This is a genomic window from Dactylosporangium sp. CA-052675 (assembly GCF_050947935.1).
Lineage (GTDB): Bacteria > Actinomycetota > Actinomycetes > Mycobacteriales > Micromonosporaceae > Dactylosporangium.
The window spans coordinates 9,878,321-9,895,760 of record NZ_CP192010.1; the positions used below are offsets into that span (position 1 = coordinate 9,878,321).

Below are 17,440 nucleotides of genomic sequence, written 5' to 3' on the forward strand. Positions count from 1 at the left end.
GACGTTCGGCTGACGATCAGCTTCGCGGCATGACTTTCAGCCAGCTCACAGCGAGCGCCGGGAAGGAGTACGGGGAGTCGCGCTGTTGTAGGTGGCATGCAGCACAGGCATTTCAACGGTGTGAAGACGGCAGCCCTGCTCGGGTTGCTGACCTCGCTCATTCTGCTTGTCGGCTACTGGCTCGGCGGTAGCACCGGTCTGGTCATCGCCGTGTTCCTGTCGCTGGCCATGAACGCGTTCAGCTACTTCTACTCCGACAAGATCGCGCTGCGCGCGATGAACGCGCAGCCGGTCACCGAGGCGCAGGCTCCCCAGCTGTACGCGATGGTTCGCGAGCTGGCGACCAGTGCCGGGCAGCCGATGCCCCGGCTGTACATCAGCCCGACCCGGCAGCCGAACGCGTTCGCGACGGGGCGCAATCCGCAGAACGCGGCCGTCGCGGTCACCTCGGGGATTCTCGAGATGCTCACGCCGCGCGAGCTGCGGGGCGTCATCGGACACGAGCTGTCGCACGTGTACAACCGGGATATTTTGATCTCGAGCGTGGCCGGGGCGCTCGGCGGGATGATCACCATGCTCGCCAACCTCGCGATCTTCCTGCCGCTCGGCGGGTCCGACGACGACGAGGAGGGGCCCGGCCTCGCGGGGCTGCTGCTCATGATGATCCTCGGACCGCTGGCCGCGACCGTGATCCAGCTGGCGATCAGCCGGAGCCGGGAGTACCAGGCGGATGAGTCGGGCGCCCAGCTCACCGGGGACCCGCTCGCGCTGGCCAGCGCGCTGCGGAAGATCCACCGGGGCACCCAGGCGCTGCCGCTGCCGGCCGACGGGCAGCTGGCCAGCCAGGCGCACCTGATGATCGACAACCCGCTGCGCGGCGGCGGGATCGCGTCGCTGTTCTCCACGCACCCGCCGATGGAGCAGCGGGTGGCGCGGCTGGAGCAGATGGCGGGGCTCGCGCTGCACCGGTGACCCGTAGCCGAGGACGAGCGCTGACCGGTGTCCCGCCGGTCAGCGCTCGCGTTCACTCACACGAGCGATGGGAAACGGGCCGCCCTGTAGGGTCGGCAGCCATGGCTCAGACGCTCCAAGTCGTGCTGACCGACCCGGACGAGGCCGGCGAGCTCGACATCGAGATCCGCCACACGGACAGCTTCCTGCTCGTCCGCGCGCCCGGCGACCTCCGCGATCTTGTCGATCGAGACGGGTCAACGGTGGAGGTGTCACTCGGCTAGGCTGCGCGGCTATGGGTGCGATCCGACCGTGGGAAGTTCTGTGCTGCTGCGTCGTGGTGGTGGCCGTGATCGTGACCGCCGTCGTGGTGGTGGTCGTGCAGCGCAACAAGCGCCGCTGACCGCCCCAGGCCCACGTCGTGCGGCGCAACAGGCGCCGCTGACCGCTCCGGCATACGTCGTCCAGCGCAACAGGCGCCGTCTGACCGCTCCAAGCTCACGTCGTGCGGCGCAGCAAGCGCCGCTGACCGCTCCAGGCCCGCCGACCGCTCCGGCCCGCGGGCGAGCCGGAGCAGCGCCAGGTCAGCGGTAGTTGGTGAACTGCAGGGCGATGCCGAAGTCCTCCTGCTTGAGCAGGGTGATGACGGCCTGCAGGTCGTCCTTCTTCTTGCCGGTCACGCGCAGCTGGTCGCCCTGGATCTGGGCCTGCACGCCCTTCGGACCCTCGTCGCGGATCTTCTTCGAGATGGCCTTGGCCTTGTCCGACTCGATCCCCTGCACGATCTTGGCGTCGATCTTGAAGGTCTTGCCGGACGGGCGGGGCTCGCCCGCGTCGAGGGACTTGAGCGAGATGTTGCGCTTGACCAGCTTCTCCTTGAAGACCTCGAGGGCGGCGACGACCCGCTCCTCGGTCTCCGCCTGGAGGGCCACCGTCTCCTCCCCGGCCCACTTGATCTCAGCGCCGGTGCCGCGGAAGTCGAACCGCTGCGCCAGCTCCTTCTCGGCCTGGTTGAGCGCGTTGTCGACCTCCTGCCGGTCGACCTTGCTGACGATGTCGAACGAGGGTGCCGAAGCCATGGCAGACGCTCCCTGTTACTGCGTGCGAAAGACGGTTGTGGGCGTGCCGAGGGTACCCGTTTGCATTGCCCCCGGGGCGTACCGCTATTCTGGCTTCCGCCAGGCGGGTTGCCCGAGCGGCCAATGGGAGCGGACTGTAAATCCGTCGCGAAAGCTACAGAGGTTCGAATCCTCTACCCGCCACCGGCAAGTCTGAAGGGCCCGTCACCGACGGGCCCTTTTGCGTTGCCGACCTCGGCCAAAGCCGCGTCCAAGGCCACCCGCAACGCCGTCGAGTCCCCGGTCGCCAGCAGGATGCCGACGCCACCCTGCACCGCCGCCAGGATGACCAGCCCCGACCGCTCCGGGTCGGGAGCGCCGGCCCGGCGGGCGCCCTCGGTGAGTCGCGTTCGCCAGGTTTCGAGCAGGTCCGACACGATCGGCCGCACCTCGGGGTTCGTCGGGGCCAGTTGGCGCGTCAGGGCCGCCAGGGGGCAGCGCGTGCCCTGTGCCTCGTAGCGCTCGATCACCGCGTCCCGCCAGGCCGCCCAAGACTCGGGAGGGCCGAGGGAGGTGAGGTGGGGCTCCTGGTCGCGCAGTACCGCTGCGGCCTCATGCCGCGCGACGGCCAGCAGGAGTCCGGCACGCCCGTCCGGGAAGTAGTGGAAGAGCTGGCTCTTGCTCGTGGCGGTCGCGGCCCGGATGTCGTCGAGCGACACCTCGTCGACGCCGCGCTCGCGTAGCAGGGCGGCCGCGCCGGCCACGATGCGCTCCCGGGTCGCGGCCCCCTTCCGCGTCAGGGACGTGCTCACAAGCACATCCTAGCCATGTGGACTGTTCGGTCCAGACGTTGCTAGATTGGCTGGACCGTCTAGTCCATTCAGGAGTTGTACGTCATGAGCCGACTCGCCCGCCGCACCGCCCTCATCACCGGCTCGACGAGCGGCATCGGCCGCGCGATCGCCGAGCGTTTCGCCGCCGAGGGCGCCGATGTCATCGTCAGCGGCCGCCGGGCCGATCTCGGCGCCGAGGTGGCCGCGGCGATCGGCGGCCGCGCGCGCTTCCTGCCCGTCGACCTCGCCGCCGGCCGTGAGGCGATCGAGGAGTTCGCGGCCCGGGCCGGTGATGTGGACATCCTGGTGAACAACGCCGCCTACCTGGTCGGCGGCCGCTCGACCGCCGATACGCCCGAGGACGTGGTGGACGCGGCCCTGGCCACGAACGTCAAGGCGCCGTACCTGCTCACCGCCGCCCTGGCGCCGAAGATGCTGGCCCGCGGCTCGGGCGCGATCGTGAACATCGGCTCGATCAACGCGCTCACCGGCATGCCCGGCAGCGCCCTCTACAGCGCGAGCAAGGCGGCCCTGCACGCGCTCACGGCCGCATGGGCGGCGGAGTTCGGCCCGCACGGCGTCCGGGTGAACACCATCGCGCCCGGGCCCACCGACGTGGAGTGGTCCACGCCGATTCGGCCGTACCTCGAGCGCATCGTCGCCACCGTCCCGAGCCGGCGCCTGTCCAGCCCGGCGGAGATCGCCTCGGCCGCGGTGTTCCTGGCGTCGGACGAGGCCGCACACATCCACGGCGCCACCCTGGCGGTTGACGGCGGCCTGACCGCGGTCACCGCCCACGGTGCCGCCCGCGCGGCATAAAGGCTCTCGCGCCCCACGCTGCGTAAAAGGCCGACGCCCGCGCGGCCTGAGGGCTGAGCGGCTCAGTCGGAGTCGGGCCACCAGGGGGCGCGACGCATGTCCACCTTGTCCCCGCGCAGCGGCGTGCCCTCGCTGCGGTGGCGGCGCAGCGCCTCCTGCTCGTGGCCGGGCACGAGCCGGCCGTTCGCGGCCACGACTCGGTGCCAGGGCACCGGGCCGCCGTAGTGGGACATGACGCTGCCGACCTGGCGCGGTCCGCCCTGGCCGAGGTATTCGGCGATCGCGCCGTACGACATGACGCGCCCCGGCGGAATGCGCTCCACGAGCGACAGGACCAGCTCGGTGTACTCCTCGTCCGCCACGATATGGGAACCTACCGCGCCGCGCCGGGACGCACGCGGCAAGATGAGCGGCGTGCGTGAACAGGTCACCGAGGCTCGGCGGATCGTCGTCAAGATCGGGTCGTCGTCGCTGACCACCGCGGCCGGAGGGCTCGACGAGGCGCGGGTCGACGCGCTGGTCGAGGCGCTGGCCACGACGCCGGCCGAGGTCGTGCTCGTCTCGTCGGGCGCCATCGCGGCCGGTCTGGCCCCGCTCGGGCTCCCCCGGCGCCCGCGCGACCTGGCGACCCAGCAGGCCGCCGCGAGCGTGGGGCAGGGGCTGCTCATGCGGGCGTACAACGACGCCTTCGCCCGGCACGGGCGCGTGGTCGGGCAGGTCCTGCTGACCGTCGACGACGTGACGCGCCGCGCCCACTACCGCAACGCCTACCGCACCCTGCGGCGCCTGCTGGACCTCAAGGCGATCCCGATCGTGAACGAGAACGACACGGTCGCGACCCAGGAGATCCGCTTCGGCGACAACGACCGGCTCGCGGCGCTCGTCGCCGCGCTGGTGCACGCCGATCTGCTCGTGCTGCTGTCCGACGTGGACGGCCTCTACACGGGCGACCCGTCGCTGCCCACGTCCGCGGCCATCACGGACGTGCGCACGTTCGCCGACCTGGACGGGGTGGACGTCCGGCGGCCGGGCAGGGCCGGCGTCGGCACGGGCGGGATGGTCACCAAGGTCGAGGCCGCGCGGATCGCCACCACGAGCGGCATCCCCGTCGTGCTGGCGTCGGCGCCGCAGGCGTCCGCCGTGCTCACCGGGCAGCCCGTCGGCACGCTGTTCCACCGGCAGCGGGAGCGGCCGCAGGCGCGGCTGTTCTGGCTCGCGCACGCGACCAGCCCTCGGGGGCGGCTGCATCTCGACGCGGGGGCCGTGCGCGCGGTCGTGGGCGGCCACGCGTCGCTGCTGCCGGCCGGGATCACCGCCGTGGACGGGCGGTTCGCCGCGGGCGATCCGGTCGACCTCGTGGACGCGGGTGGCGTTCCCGTGGCTCGCGGGCTGGTGAACTACGACGCGACCGAGCTGCCGCCGCTGCTGGGGCGCTCGACGGGGGACCTGGCGGCGGAGCTGGGCCCGGCGTACGAGCGCGAGGTCGTCCACCGCGACGACCTCGTGCTGCTGTAGCCGCCGCGAGTAGGCTGTGGCCATGTCGGGAGTGCTGGGTGAGCCGATCAAGTTCGTGCTCAACTGGGGACGGCGATACTCCCTGTGGGTGTTCAACTTCGGGCTCGCCTGCTGCGCCATCGAGTTCATCGCCACCTCCATGGGGCGGCACGACTTCATGCGGCTGGGCGTGATCCCGTTCGCCCACGGGCCGCGGCAGGCCGACCTCATGGTCGTCTCCGGCACCGTGACCGACAAGATGGCGCCGGCGGTCAAGCGGCTCTACGACCAGATGCCCGAGCCGAAGTACGTCATCAGCTTCGGCGCCTGCTCCAACTGCGGCGGGCCCTACTGGGACTCGTACTCGGTGACGAAGGGCGTCGACCAGATCATCCCCGTGGACGTGTACGTGCCGGGATGCCCACCGCGGCCCGAGGCGCTCCTGCACGGGATCATGCGCCTGCAGGAGAAGATCGCGGGTGAGCAGGCCGGGCTCGGCGGCACCCCGCGGCCGGACGTCAAGGCGCTCATGGCCCCGCCGGTGAAGAAGTGAAGGGCGAGGTCTCCGAGAGCGGCGGCGGCCGGTTCGCCCGCCCGACCTACGACGTTCCCGCGGGCACCTGGGCCGAGGCGATCGCGACGGCCAGGGACGAGGGCTTCGACTTCTTCGACTGGCTCTCGGCCGTCGACGAGCTGCCCGGCGGGTTCACGATCGTCGTGCACCTCTGGTCGACCACGCGGAGGCAGGGCGTGCTGATCCGGGCCGAGATCCCGCGCTCGGCGCCGGCCATCGACAGCATCGTCGGCATCTACCCGGGCGCGGCCTGGCACGAGCGGGAGACGCACGAGATGTTCGGGATCGGGTTCACCGGGCACGGCGAGCTCAAGCCGCTGCTACTGCCCGAGGAGTTCGAGGGCCACCCGCTGCGCAAGGAGTTCGTGCTCGCCTCCCGGGTCGCCAAGCCCTGGCCCGGCGCCAAGGAGCCCGGCGAGAGCGAGCACACGGTGAGCAAGCGTGCCCCGATGCGGCCGCCCGGGGTTCCGGATCCCAAAGAGTGGCCGAAGTGATGCCGATCTGGCTGGATGTCGCGATCCGCGTTGTCGGGGTCGTCATCGCGTTCCTCACCCTGCCGCTCGTCGTCGGGCAGGCCGAGCACAAGGTCATGGCGCACATGCAGGGCCGGCTCGGGCCCATGTACGCGGGCGCGTTCCACGGCTGGGCGCAGCTCGTCGCCGACGGCGTGAAGTTCGTGCAGAAGGAGGACATCACCCCGCGGGCGGCCGACCGGGCGGTGTTCCGCCTCGCGCCGGTGATCGCGCTGCTGCCGTACCTCGTCGTCCTGCTCGTCATCCCGCTCGGCCCGAACGGGCTGGTCGCGCAGAAGCTCGACATCGGGCTCTTCTTCGTGCTCGCGGTGGTCGGCGTCGGCGTGGTCGCGGTGCTCATGGCGGCGTGGTCGTCGGCGAACAAGTACGCGCTGCTGGGCGGGCTGCGGGCGGCGGCCCAGCTGCTCGGGTACGAGCTGCCGTTCATCCTGAGCGCCCTGTCGGTCGCCATGGCCGCGGGCACCCTGTCGCTGTCCGGCATCGTCGAGGCCTGGCGGCCGTGGTGGCTGCTGTGGCAGCTGCCGGCGATGCTCGTCTTCTTCACCGCCGGGCTCGCCGAGATCCGCCGGCCGCCGTTCGACATGCCGATCGCCGACTCCGAGCTGGTCTTCGGCTACATGACGGAGTACACGGGCCTGCGGTTCGCCTTCTTTCTGCTCGCCGAGTACGTCGGGATCGTCGTCATCGCCGCCCTCACCACGGTGCTGTTCCTCGGCGGCTGGAAGGGCCCGTTCGGCCTCGACGCGCAGCTCGGCTGGGCCTGGACGCTGATCAAGGTGTTCGCGGTGTCGTTCGTGGTGATCTGGGTGCGGGTGTCCTACCCGCGGCTGCGCGAGGACCAGCTCCAGCGGCTGTGCTGGCTCGGGCTGGTCCCCGCCGCGCTGGCCCAGCTCGTGCTCACGGCCGCCGTGAAGGTCGCTGCAGGAGACTGAGAAAAGCCACCAGCAGCTTCTCTCGTACGGCCGGTGCCGCCGCGTTCAGCAGCGAGTTCACGGCCGCCATGCGCTCCGGCAGGCCCCCGCCCGCGCCCAGCCCCAAGGCCGCGGCCAGCTGCTCGACCGGGGCGGACCCCAGCAGGTCCAGCACGCCGTCGGGCAGCTCGACCGGCCCGTGCGCGCGGGCGGCGGCGACCGCGGCGGCCAGGTCGGCCGCGAACTCGCCCACCCGCGGCGCGACGGCGGCGGTGACGGTCAGGTGCACCGACGCCGGCATCTCCCCGTGCCGGAACTGCGGCTGGGTGTGCCAGCCGCGCGCGGCGAGCTCGTCGGCGAGCACGAACAGGTCGACGCCGGAGGACGTGAAGGCGACGACCGTCGACTCCCGCGGTACGACGGAGAAGTCCTCGATCCTGGCGATGGCGTCCGCGATCGAGCGGGTGGCGTCGCGCGTCTTCGCGGCCAGGGCCAGGTACCCGTCGTCGCCGATGTGCCGCAGGGTGGCCCAGGCCGCGGCGATCGGGCCGCCGGAGCGCGTCGAGGAGATGACCGGGTTGACCATGGTGTACCCGGGCCAGTCGGCGTACCCGAAGTACTGCGGCATGCGTAGCGCCTCGTCGCGGTGCAGCAGGACGGATACGCCTTTGGGTGCGTAGGCGTACTTGTGCAGGTCGACGGAGATGCTGGTGACCCCCGGCACCGACAGGTCGAACGGCGGGACGGGCTCGCCCAGCCGGCGCAGGTACGGCAGGGTCCAGCCGCCGAAGCAGGCGTCCACGTGGCAGCGGACCCCGGCGGCCCGCGCCGCGGCGGCGATCGGCTCGACGGGGTCGATCAGCCCGTGCGCGTACGACGGCGCCGAACAGGCCACGAGCACCGTGTCCGGGGTGATGGCGGCCGCGACCGCCGCCGGATCCACGCGCAGCGACACCGGGTCGACGGGCACGGTGTCGAGCTCTACGCGCAGGTAGGCCGCGGCCTTGGCGAGCGCGGCGTGGGCCGTGGCCGGCATGACCAGCCGCGGGCGCGCGATGTCGGGCCGCCCGTCCCGGGCCGCCTTCACGGCCAGGATCAGGGATTCGGTGCCGCCGGACGTGACGCTGCCGACGGTGTGCTCGTCGCCGCCGAGCACCTGTGCGGCCGCCCCGACCAGGTCGTTCTCCATCGCCAGCAGGGAGGGGAACGCGGTCGGGTCGAGCCCGTTGACGTGCGAGGCCATCGCGTGCGCGGCCGCCGCGAGGTCGTCGAGCCCGGCCAGCCCGGGGTCGTATACGTAGGCGAACAGCCGCCCGCCATGCGTAGGCAGATCGTGCTCGCGCAGCTCCTTGAGCTCCGCGAGCACCTCCCGGGCCGGGATGCCCTGTTCAGGCAGTGCGCTCAAGTTCCTCACCCTCCCGCGACAGTCGCTCTTCGTCGAGGTCATAGCCTCGCAGAGTGAACAACGCCAATGCCACGACGATGGCCGGCACGACCGTGAAGCCCAGCAGCACCCCGAGCCTCGCGGTGTCCGTCTGGGCCGCGGCGGTGCCGGAGTCGCTGGAGACGTAGCCGAACGCGGCCAGAACCAGCGCGAAGATCCCGGGCCCGAGCGCCAGCCCGAACGTCTCGCCGGCCGTCCACAGCCCCGTGAACACGCCGGCCTGGCGCCGGCCCGTGCGCGCGGCGTCGAACGCGATGCAGTCCGGCAGCATGGCCAGGCCGAAGACCTGCTGGCCGGCGTAGCCGCAGCCGACGAGCCCGGTGACCACGTACACGACGGCGTCGGGCAGCACCGGCGCCAGCGCGATGAGGGCCGCGGCGGCCGCGAAGATCAGGCTGGACAGGACGTACGCGCGCAGCTTGCCGATCCTCGCCCCGACCCGCGACCAGAGCGGCATCACGAGCAGGGCCGGACCGACGAAGCAGGCGAAGAGCACGGTGGCGCCCGTGTCCGGGTCCTCGAGGATCTGGGTGGCGAAGTAGCTGACCCCGGCGAGCATGGTGGCGATCCCGGCGGCCTGGACGATGAAGCAGATGAGCAGCCGGGTGAACGCCTTGTTGGTCCTCGCGGTGGCGAGCTGGGCCCGCAGCGAGCCCTCGCTGGGCAGGGTGCGCCCGGTCGGCGCCTTCCTGGTGCCGAAGAAGCTGCCCAACGTACCGATGACGATGAGGATGGCCACGAAGACGCCCATGGCGCGGTGGCCCGGAATCCCGTCGCCGAACTGCTTGGTCACGACCGGGGCCAGGGCGCCCGACGCGAGGATGGCGACCGCGAGCAGGGCGACGCGCCAGGTCATCAGCCGGGTCCGCTCGGTGTAGTCGTCGGTCATCTCGGCGGGCATCGCGACGTACGGCACCTGATAGAAGGCGTAGGCGGTCGCCGTGGCGAGGAACGTCAGCGCGACGTACACGCCGCTGCGGACCGGGGCCGCGAAGATCGCCGCGAAGAGCAGCGCCACGGCGAGGCCGGCACCGAGCAGAAACGGCCGGCGGGCGCCCCAGCTCGTGCGGGTACGATCGGAGATCCTCCCGGCAACCGGGTTGATCAGCACGTCCCATGCCTTCGGCGCCAGCACGAGCAGCCCGGCCACCCCGGCCGCGACGCCGAGGGTGTCGGTGAGATAGGGCAGAAGCAAGAGACCGGGCACGGTGCCGAAGGCACCCGTGACGAGCGAGCCGAGTGCGTATCCCGCCCGCACGCGACCGGGCAGTGACTCCGACGGGTGGTTCATGGTCCAGGGATGCTACCGCGAGAATTCCTCATGGAAAGTCCCCGCAGGGGTGGCCGCCGGACATCCGGCGACGACCGAGGTCGGTCTGCGGGTGCTGCAGGAGGGCGGCTCGGCCGCCGACGCCGCCGTGGCCGCGATGCTGGCCGGCTGCGTGGCCGAGAGCGTGCTGACCGGCATCGCGGGCGGCGGCTTCGCGACGTTCTACGACGCCGCGGCCGGGGTCACCACCTGCCTCGACTTCTTCTGCTCGGTGCCGGGCCTGGACGCGACGCGCGCCGCGGCGCCGATGGAGCCGATCGCCATCTCCTTCGGCGGGGTTCCGCAGCGGTACGAGATCGGCGCCTCGAGCGTGGGCGTGCCCGGCGTCCCGGCCGGCGCCGGCGCCATCCACGCGCGCTGGGGCCGCCTGCCCTGGCCCCGGGTCGTGGCCCCCGCGCTGTCGCTGGCCCGCTCGGGCACGCTGCTGCCCCAGCCGCACGCCTCGACCCTGGCGTCCCTGGCCCCGGCGATGCTGCCGGGGCTCGGCGCCCAGGTCTACGCCCCGACCGGCCGCCTGCTGGCGGGCGGGGACCTCCTGTATCACCCGGGACTGGACCGCGCCCTGGCCATCCTCGCCGACTCGGGCCCGGCCGCCTTCTACACCGGCGACGTGGGCCGGCAGATGGTCGCGACAGTCGCCGCGGGCGGCGGAATCCTGACGTCGACGGATCTGGCGGCGTACGAGGTCCTGGCGCAGCCGGTGGCGTCGGCGCCGCTGGCCGGCCTGACCGTCTCGGCCCGCCCCGACCTCAACGACTTCATCGTGACCCTGGGGTCGCTGCCCGACCTGGTCGCCATGCCCCGCGCGCCGCGCGCCGTGGCCCTGGCCGACGCCCTGCGCGGCTACGGCACCCAGCGTCTCGGGGATACGACCAACATCTCGGTCGTCGACGCCGACGGCAACGCCTGCGTCGTGACGCTGACACTGGGGATCGGCTCGGGCGTGTGGCTGGACGGCCTCGGGATCCACCTGAACTCGATGCTCGGCGAGGGCGAGCTGATCCGGCCGGGCACCCGGCCGGGCGAGCGCATGGCGTCGTGCATGTGCCCGGCCGTCGTCACCGCCCCCGACGGCCCGCTGCTGCTGGCCATCGGCTCGGCCGGCGCCACGCGCATCCGCACGGCGCTGCTGCACGCCCTGATCAACACCGTGGTGGACGGCGACGACACCCTGACCGCCATCGGCCGCCCGCGCTTCCATGTCGTCTCCGACCTGGTGCACGCCGAGCCCGGATACCCCGAGGACGAGCTCGACGCGCTGCAGGAGGCCGGGTACAAGGTCCAGCGGTGGGACGGGCTGGACCACTACTTCGGCGGGGTGAGCGCGGTGGGCATCGCGGGCGCGGCCGGCGACCCGAGGCGAGGCGGCATCGGGCGCCTCCTGTAGCCGAGGCGCCCCGGTCACCCCTCGGCGTCCGGCGGCTCCCCCTGCTCGACCTGCTGGATGAGCCGCTTGAGGTGGGCGATCTCGTCGCGCAGGGCGGCCTGCCCGGCGGCGGTGAGGGTGACCCAGGTGCGCGGGCGCTTGCCCTCGTAGCCCTTCTCGATCTGGATCAGCTCGGCCTTCTCCAGCACGGTCAGGTGCTGCCCGAGGTTTCCGGCGGTCAGCTGCAGGGTGGTGCGCAGGAAGCCGAACTCGACCTGGCGGGCCTGGTGGGCGATGGCCATGATGCCGAGCCGGACGCGCTGATGGACGACGTCGTCGAGGCCGTTGGCGGGGTGATCCGTCGTCACGCGCGAGCCTCGGCTCGCGGCCGGAACGCGGCGAACGCGGCCGCGCCCAGCAGCAGCACCACCGCCGGGACCAGCAGGTACGGCAGGAAGAACCACGGCGACGACGAGTGGATGGCCTGGTTGCCCTGCACCATGCCGATCGCCAGGTAGACGACGGTGTAGGCCAGCAACGCCCAGTGCCGTTCGACCCAGGCGAGCACCAGCAGCGCCAGCCCGATCACCGCCAGGGGGCTGGCCAGCCCGTTCACGAGCCACACGAGCGGCCCGGCCTCGATCCGCGCCGGGTCGGTGGAGAGCGGGTCGGCGGGCGGGGGAAGGATCGGGTGGAACGTGAACCAGATCGACGCGGCCGCCATCAGCACGGCCAGCACGGCGCCGACGACGACGTAGGGGCGGACGGGGGTGCCCAGCCCGCGCCGCCGGGACCTGCCGATGTAGAAGGCCGCGATCGCCGCGTAGGCGAGCAGCAGCGCGACCGTCCAGTACCCGAGCTCGGCCGGGTTGGGCGCCATGCAGACCTTGTCCTGCGGGCCGGATCGGCAGGTGCCGAAGACGTCGACGTAGGGGACGTAGCGGTAGACGGGTATCGCGACCAGCGTGATCGTCGCGAAGACCAGCAGTGGGAACCAGGTGCCGCGCTGGGCGACACGGACCCGGCGCGTCAGCGCACGCACCGACGCCAGGAGCTCACGAGGACTTTCCGGCTCGTCTTCCATGGAGATAGCTTTGCATTACAGAGTTAGTCTGCGCAACAGAGCACAGCGAATTCGGCTGGACCGCGGCCGGACGGGAGGTTTTCTGCCGGCTTGAGCTGGTCGGCACGCGGTGCCAGTGCCGGGTAGGGTGACGGATTTACAGTCCCGCATGCCCCACTGGCCTGGGCTGCGTGGACGAGTCGGACCGAAGCTCAGGTGCGGGGTCGGGCGATGCTCGCTGAGCGGCGAAACGTAGCTGGGCGGCGCTCGCGAGGCGGCGGATCGGCGGGCTGGTTGGTCGCGATCGGGCGGCGCTCGCGAAGCGGCGAAACATGGCTGGCGGCGCTCGGGAAGCGACGAACGCGGCCGGGCGGCGCTCGCGAGGCGGCGGACCGGCGTGCCGACCTCGCGGAGCAGCGAAACGTGGCTGGACGGCGCTCGCAAAGCGGCGAACGGGGGCCACGTCCGCCAAGCAGCGAAACGAGACCACACGGCACCCCATGAACCGGCGGCCCGGCGCAGCACCGTGTGGCGTCGGCGCGCCGTGCTCGTGGCGCGGTGGGCTGGCGGGCCGGCCGCAGCCTGGGTGGCCGCGGCCGGGCCGTGGTCGGGAAGCAGGGCGGTCGCGAAGTGGTGGCGATAGCGAAGCGGGGCGGTCGGGAAGCGGTGGCGGTCGGGAAGCGGGCAGTCGGAAGCGGTGGCGGTGGGCGGGCGTCAGGCGGTCAGGGCCAGAGCGAACGGCAGCACCGCCCGGGCGCCCGCCAGGCGTAGGGCGCGCGTGGCCAGGGCCATTGTCCAGCCGCTGTCGACCAGGTCGTCCACCAGCAGGATCGGGCCGTCCGTCGAGCGCACGGCCTCGGCCAGCTGGGGTGGGATGTCGAAGGCGCCGTGCAGGGCGCGTACGCGTTGGGCGCTGTTCGTCCGCGAAGCCGTGTCCGAGGTCAGGGCGGCAGGGATGGTGCCGAGCAGCGGGAGGCGGCCGACCTCGGCGATTCGGGCGCCCAGGGACTCGACGAGGGTGGGGGCGTGCTGGGAGCCGAGCACCACGACGCCGGCCGGGCGTTGCTCCCACCTCGCGTCGCCCTTGGCCCACTCGGCGAGGGTGGCCACGACGCCGTTGAAGAGCTCGTCCGGCAGCGGGGCGTCGGGGCCGTTGAGGACGGTCCGCAGGCGTTCGCCCCAGCCGAGGTCGCTCAGGCGGCCGATCGCGCGGCCCGGCAGCGACTGCTCGGCGGGCGGGATCTTGCCGCTGAGCGGCACGCCCACGGCCGGCAGGCCCGTCGGCCACAGCTTGCGGGGCGCGATCTCGACGCCGGCGCGGCCGAGGTGGGCGCGGGCGGCCTCCAGGGCCTCGGGGGAGACCGTCGTCGCGTACCAGGCGCCCGCGCACACGTCGCACCGCCCGCACGGCGCGGCCTCCGGGTCGTCGAGCTGCCGGCGCAGGAACTCCAGGCGGCACGTCGTCAGCGCCGCATATTGCCGCATCGCCTCCTGCTCGGCCTCCCGCGCCGCGGCGATGCGCGCGTAGCGCTCGGTGTCGTGCCGCCACGGCGTGCCCGTCGCCTCCCAGCCGCCGCCCCGCACGCGATGGACGGCGCCGTCGACGTCGAGGACCTTGAGCATCAGCTCGAGGCGGCCGCGGCGCAGCTCGACCCGCGGCTCCAGGGCCTGGATGGACAGCGGGCGCCCCGCGTCGGCGAGGACGTCGATGACCGCGCGGACCTGGTGCTCGGGCGGGAACGCGAGCGAGGCGAAGTATCGCCAGATGTCCCCGTCCTCCTTGCCGGGCAGCAACAGCACGTCGGCCTTCTCGACGGCGCGCCCGGCCCGGCCGACCTGCTGGTAGTAGGCGATCGGCGACGAGGGCGCGCCCAGGTGCACCACGAACCCGAGGTCAGGCTTGTCGAAGCCCATGCCGAGCGCCGAGGTGGCCACGAGCGCCTTGATGCGGTTGCCGAGCAGGTCGGCCTCGGCGTCGCGGCGGTCGGCGTCCTCGCTCTTGCCCGTGTAGGCGGCGACGTCGTATCCCTGCGAGCGCAGGAACGCGGCCGTCTCGTGGGCCCCGGCGACGGTCAGCGTGTAGATGATCCCGGAGCCGGGCAGGTCGCGCAGGTGCTCGCCGAGCCAGGCGAGCCGGTGCGACGGGGAGGGCAGCGAGAGCGAGCCCATGCGCAGGGACTCGCGGTCGAGGGAGCCGCGCAGGACCAGGGCGTCGCCCAGCTGCTCGGCCACGTCCGCGGTGACGCGGGAGTTGGCGGTGGCCGTGGTCGCGAGCACCGGCGTGCCGGGGGCGAGGTCGAGCAGGAGCGTGCGCAGGCGCCGGTAGTCGGGGCGGAAGTCGTGGCCCCAGTCGGAGACGCAGTGCGCCTCGTCGACCACGAGCAGCCCGGCGGTCGCGGCCAGCTTGGGCAGCACGTCGTCGCGGAAGGCCGGGTTGTTGAGCCGCTCCGGGCTGACCAGCAGCACGTCGACCGAGCCGTCCGCGATCTCGGCGGTGATCGCGTCCCACTCCTCGAGGTTCGCGGAGTTGATGGTCCGGGCCGCGATCCCGGCGCGGGCGGCCGCGTCGACCTGGTTGCGCATCAGGGCCAGCAGCGGGGACACGATCACCGTGGGCCCGGCGCCGCGGGCCCGCAGCAGGGCGGTGGCCACGAAGTAGACGGCGGATTTGCCCCATCCGGTGCGCTGGACGCAGAGCACCCGGCGGTGCTCGGCGACCAGCGCCTCGATGGCCGTCCATTGATCTTCGCGCAGCTCAGCGCTGGGTCCGGCGAGCTTCTTGAGTGTTGCCGTGGCTTCCTGTCGCACGCTGCCGACGCTAGCCGAGGGGTCCGACAAAAACCGAGTCGATCACAGCGGCCGCCCGTACCCGACCACCGGAGCGTAATCGATCAGTCGCATGGAGATACGTTCGCCGGCCCGGGGCGCCTCGATCACCCGCCCGTCGCCGATGTAGATCCCGACGTGGCTGACGTCCTTGTAGTAGAAGACCAGGTCACCGGGGCGGAGCTCGGCCCGCGTGATCGGCTTGACCGTCTGCTTCTGGCGGGCGGCGTTGTGCGGCAGTACGACTCCCGCGGTCTTCCAGGCGGCCATCGTGAGCCCCGAGCAGTCGTAGCTGTTCGGCCCGTCGGCGCCCCACTGGTAGACCTTGCCGAGCTGCGAGTACGCGAACTTGACCGCCTGCCCGGCCGCGTCGGCGGTGAAGACCGGCACGTACCCGTCGTGCAGCGCACCCGACGGCGCCCTCGCCGTGCGCGCGCCCCCGAGCCGGCGCAGCTGCGCCTCGATCGCGGCCTTGCGCTGGCCCAGCTCGGCCGACTGCGTACGCTGCTGTTGCTGCAGCGTCGTCAGCTCGGTCTGCTGCGCGTCGAGCTGGGCCTGAGCGTCCTTGAGCGCCTTGAGCGCACCCACGCGGCGGCGCGAGATCTGGTCCAGCGTCGCGAGCTGGTCCATCCAGGCCTCGGGCGACGCCGCCGAGATCAGCACCGCGGTCGAGCCGATGGCGCCGCTGCGGTACAGCGCGGCGGCCTGCGCGTCCGTCTCCCGCTGGGCGGCCTCGACCTGGGTCCGCAGCGGCCCCAGGCGCGAGTTCACCTGCTCCAGGCGCGCGTCGGTGGCCCGCAGGTCGTCGCGAACGGCGTTGTACCGTTCGATGACGCCCTCGAGCTCCTGCCAGGCGTTGGCGAGTGCCCGTTGCCGGTCCGCGGCGGGATCCGCGTTCCCGGTTCCGGGCGCCGCCAGGAGAATGAGTCCGGCAACGACCAGTGATGCGGCGCTGCGCAAGTTCTTGCGACAAAACCCCACGTGTCACTAACGTCGCAATTTGGACATAAGTGACGTAACTTCCCCCGGTAGGGTGGCGCGCATGATGCTCAAGGGACCGTTCGTGGCGGCCGGCCTGGTCGCGGCCCTGCTGCTGGGCTTCGGCATAGCCCGCGCGACCGCGCCGCAGTCGACGCCCGCGGCGACGCCCGGCCCGACGACGATCCCGTCGCACTCGCACGGCGGCGCGGTCGTCGGCGACCTGGGCGGCTTCTCCCTGAGCGCGGGCGGTTTCACGCTGATCCCGGCCGAGGCGCCGACCTTCGCGGCGGGCGCCGGGCGGACCTTCGCCTTCAAGATCGTCGGCCAGGACGGGAAGCCGGTCACCAAGTTCGTCCCGAACCACGACAAGCTGCTGCACTTCATCGTCGCCCGGCACGACCTGTCGGGCTTCCAGCACCTGCACCCGGAGATGGCCGCCGACGGCACCTGGTCGGTCCCGCTGACGCTGCCCACGCCGGGCATCTGGCGCCTCTACGCCGACTTCGTGACCCTCGACCCGGCCGGCCAGCAACTGCCGCTCACGCTGTCGATCGACGCGACGGTGGCCGGGAGCTACACGCCGGCGCCGCTCGCCCCGCCCGCCCGCGAGGCCGAAGCCGACACGTTCAAGGTCACCTACGAGGGCACCCCACGGGCCAACGCCACCCAGCCGCTGACCTTCCGGGTCTTCGCCGACGGGACGCCGGTCACGGACCTGGAGCGCTGGCTGGCCGCCTACGGCCACCTGGTCGTCCTCCGCGACGGCGACCTCGGCTACCTGCACGTGCACCCCGAGGACCAGCTCGTCGGCGGCGGGGTGAAGTTCTGGCTGTCCGCGCCGAGCCCGGGCCGATACCGCCTGTACTTCGAGTTCCAGAAATCCGGCGCCGTCCACCGCGCGGAGTTCACGGTCGACGTGCGGTAAGAGCCAGAAGCAGATGGCTCGGGTCCGCGTCGCTCACTGGCCGTCGCTCCCGCCAGGAATCCCGACGTCCGTGGTGGTAGGACGGCGCCGCTCCGCCGTGCACGGTCCGCCCGACGACCCGAGCGGCCGCGAGGCGGACGAGTGCCGCCCAGCTAGTGCCTGAGCGACTCGCCGTCGGGGCGGGAGGCGCCAGTCCCGCCGGACGACACCCGCCGGACAACGGCTGCGGCCCCGAGCGGCCGTCGCCGGACGGCTCGCGCCTGATGCGGGCCGCGCCGGTGTCCGGCCGCTCGCCGTCCGGAGGGAGCCGGCGCGGACGTCCGGCCCGGGGC

18 protein-coding genes and 1 tRNA gene are annotated in these 17,440 nt (G+C 72.6%); 10 read left to right on the plus strand and 9 right to left on the minus strand.

Annotated features, from left to right (window positions below; translation table 11 throughout):
• Window positions 1-96: 96 nt before the first annotated feature.
• Together htpX and ACQP1P_RS44400 are read left to right on the plus strand one after the other, a co-directional pair.
• Window positions 97-972 carry a zinc metalloprotease HtpX gene (htpX, locus tag ACQP1P_RS44395; RefSeq protein WP_433080858.1) on the plus strand — a complete coding sequence of 292 codons (876 nt, stop codon included), beginning with the start codon at window positions 97-99 and terminating at the stop codon, window positions 970-972.
• Window positions 973-1,073: 101 nt separating this feature from the next.
• Window positions 1,074-1,235, plus strand: coding sequence for a hypothetical protein (locus tag ACQP1P_RS44400; RefSeq protein WP_433080860.1), 162 nt, complete (start codon window positions 1,074-1,076; stop codon window positions 1,233-1,235).
• A 300-nt stretch (window positions 1,236-1,535) separates the two neighbouring features.
• Here ACQP1P_RS44400 and ACQP1P_RS44405 read toward each other — a convergent pair whose 3' ends face one another.
• Entirely contained in the window at window positions 1,536-2,030 is a 495-nt protein-coding gene (locus tag ACQP1P_RS44405; protein ID WP_433080862.1) for a YajQ family cyclic di-GMP-binding protein, read from the minus strand.
• A gap of 102 nt (window positions 2,031-2,132) precedes the next feature.
• Between ACQP1P_RS44405 and ACQP1P_RS44410 the strand changes: the two genes are divergently transcribed.
• Window positions 2,133-2,213 (plus strand) — tRNA-Tyr (locus ACQP1P_RS44410).
• On the opposite strand, the gene ACQP1P_RS44415 is transcribed toward ACQP1P_RS44410, so the two are convergent.
• Entirely contained in the window at window positions 2,204-2,821 is a 618-nt protein-coding gene (locus ACQP1P_RS44415) for a TetR/AcrR family transcriptional regulator (protein WP_433080864.1), read from the minus strand. The genes ACQP1P_RS44410 and ACQP1P_RS44415 overlap by 10 nt on opposite strands.
• 84 nt (window positions 2,822-2,905) lie before the next feature.
• Between ACQP1P_RS44415 and ACQP1P_RS44420 the strand changes: the two genes are divergently transcribed.
• A complete protein-coding gene (locus ACQP1P_RS44420) occupies window positions 2,906-3,661 on the plus strand; it encodes an SDR family NAD(P)-dependent oxidoreductase (protein ID WP_433080866.1) in 756 nt (251 codons plus the stop codon).
• A 62-nt stretch (window positions 3,662-3,723) separates the two neighbouring features.
• Here the strand turns inward: ACQP1P_RS44420 and ACQP1P_RS44425 are convergent, their stop codons facing one another.
• Window positions 3,724-4,023 (minus strand): MGMT family protein, encoded by a 300-nt coding sequence (locus tag ACQP1P_RS44425; RefSeq protein WP_433080868.1) that lies wholly within the window; start codon window positions 4,021-4,023, stop codon window positions 3,724-3,726.
• 52 nt (window positions 4,024-4,075) lie between these two features.
• Here ACQP1P_RS44425 and proB point away from each other — a divergent pair, with 52 nt between their 5' ends.
• The 4 genes from proB to ACQP1P_RS44445 are packed head-to-tail and all read left to right on the plus strand — an operon-like array spanning window position 4,076 to window position 7,194.
• Window positions 4,076-5,176: a glutamate 5-kinase gene (gene proB, locus ACQP1P_RS44430; protein WP_433080870.1), complete on the plus strand. Its 1,101-nt coding sequence runs from the start codon at window positions 4,076-4,078 to the stop codon at window positions 5,174-5,176.
• A 22-nt stretch (window positions 5,177-5,198) separates the two neighbouring features.
• Entirely contained in the window at window positions 5,199-5,708 is a 510-nt protein-coding gene (locus tag ACQP1P_RS44435) for an NADH-quinone oxidoreductase subunit B (protein ID WP_433080872.1), read from the plus strand.
• Window positions 5,705-6,223: an NADH-quinone oxidoreductase subunit C gene (locus ACQP1P_RS44440; protein WP_433080874.1), complete on the plus strand. Its 519-nt coding sequence runs from the start codon at window positions 5,705-5,707 to the stop codon at window positions 6,221-6,223. Before ACQP1P_RS44435 ends, ACQP1P_RS44440 begins: the two co-directional genes overlap by 4 nt.
• Window positions 6,223-7,194 (plus strand): complex I subunit 1/NuoH family protein, encoded by a 972-nt coding sequence (locus ACQP1P_RS44445; protein WP_433080876.1) that lies wholly within the window; start codon window positions 6,223-6,225, stop codon window positions 7,192-7,194. Before ACQP1P_RS44440 ends, ACQP1P_RS44445 begins: the two co-directional genes overlap by 1 nt.
• On the opposite strand, the gene ACQP1P_RS44450 is transcribed toward ACQP1P_RS44445, so the two are convergent.
• Window positions 7,160-8,620, minus strand: coding sequence for a pyridoxal phosphate-dependent decarboxylase family protein (locus ACQP1P_RS44450; protein ID WP_433080878.1), 1,461 nt, complete (start codon window positions 8,618-8,620; stop codon window positions 7,160-7,162). The two genes, ACQP1P_RS44445 and ACQP1P_RS44450, sit on opposite strands and share 35 nt — an antisense overlap.
• A complete protein-coding gene (locus tag ACQP1P_RS44455; protein WP_433080880.1) occupies window positions 8,562-9,908 on the minus strand; it encodes an MFS transporter in 1,347 nt (448 codons plus the stop codon). The genes ACQP1P_RS44450 and ACQP1P_RS44455 overlap by 59 nt, the downstream gene beginning before the upstream one ends.
• Window positions 9,909-9,957: 49 nt before the next feature.
• Here ACQP1P_RS44455 and ACQP1P_RS44460 point away from each other — a divergent pair, with 49 nt between their 5' ends.
• A complete protein-coding gene (locus ACQP1P_RS44460; protein ID WP_433080882.1) occupies window positions 9,958-11,334 on the plus strand; it encodes a gamma-glutamyltransferase in 1,377 nt (458 codons plus the stop codon).
• A gap of 14 nt (window positions 11,335-11,348) precedes the next feature.
• On the opposite strand, the gene ACQP1P_RS44465 is transcribed toward ACQP1P_RS44460, so the two are convergent.
• The 4 genes from ACQP1P_RS44465 to ACQP1P_RS44480 form a co-directional block, all read right to left on the minus strand.
• Window positions 11,349-11,615 (minus strand): transcriptional regulator, encoded by a 267-nt coding sequence (locus ACQP1P_RS44465; protein ID WP_433090389.1) that lies wholly within the window; start codon window positions 11,613-11,615, stop codon window positions 11,349-11,351.
• A 62-nt stretch (window positions 11,616-11,677) separates the two neighbouring features.
• Window positions 11,678-12,397 (minus strand): hypothetical protein, encoded by a 720-nt coding sequence (locus ACQP1P_RS44470; protein WP_433080884.1) that lies wholly within the window; start codon window positions 12,395-12,397, stop codon window positions 11,678-11,680.
• Window positions 12,398-13,090: 693 nt separating this feature from the next.
• The gene (locus ACQP1P_RS44475) at window positions 13,091-15,184 is read right to left on the minus strand and encodes a DEAD/DEAH box helicase (protein ID WP_433080886.1); all 2,094 of its coding nucleotides are present in this window, start codon (window positions 15,182-15,184) and stop codon (window positions 13,091-13,093) included.
• 42 nt (window positions 15,185-15,226) lie between these two features.
• A complete protein-coding gene (locus ACQP1P_RS44480) occupies window positions 15,227-16,162 on the minus strand; it encodes a C40 family peptidase (RefSeq protein WP_433080888.1) in 936 nt (311 codons plus the stop codon).
• Between the two features lie 82 nt (window positions 16,163-16,244).
• Between ACQP1P_RS44480 and ACQP1P_RS44485 the strand changes: the two genes are divergently transcribed.
• Window positions 16,245-17,108, plus strand: a complete 864-nt coding sequence (locus ACQP1P_RS44485) for a hypothetical protein (protein ID WP_433080890.1) — start codon at window positions 16,245-16,247, stop codon at window positions 17,106-17,108.
• Window positions 17,109-17,440 lie beyond the last annotated feature (332 nt).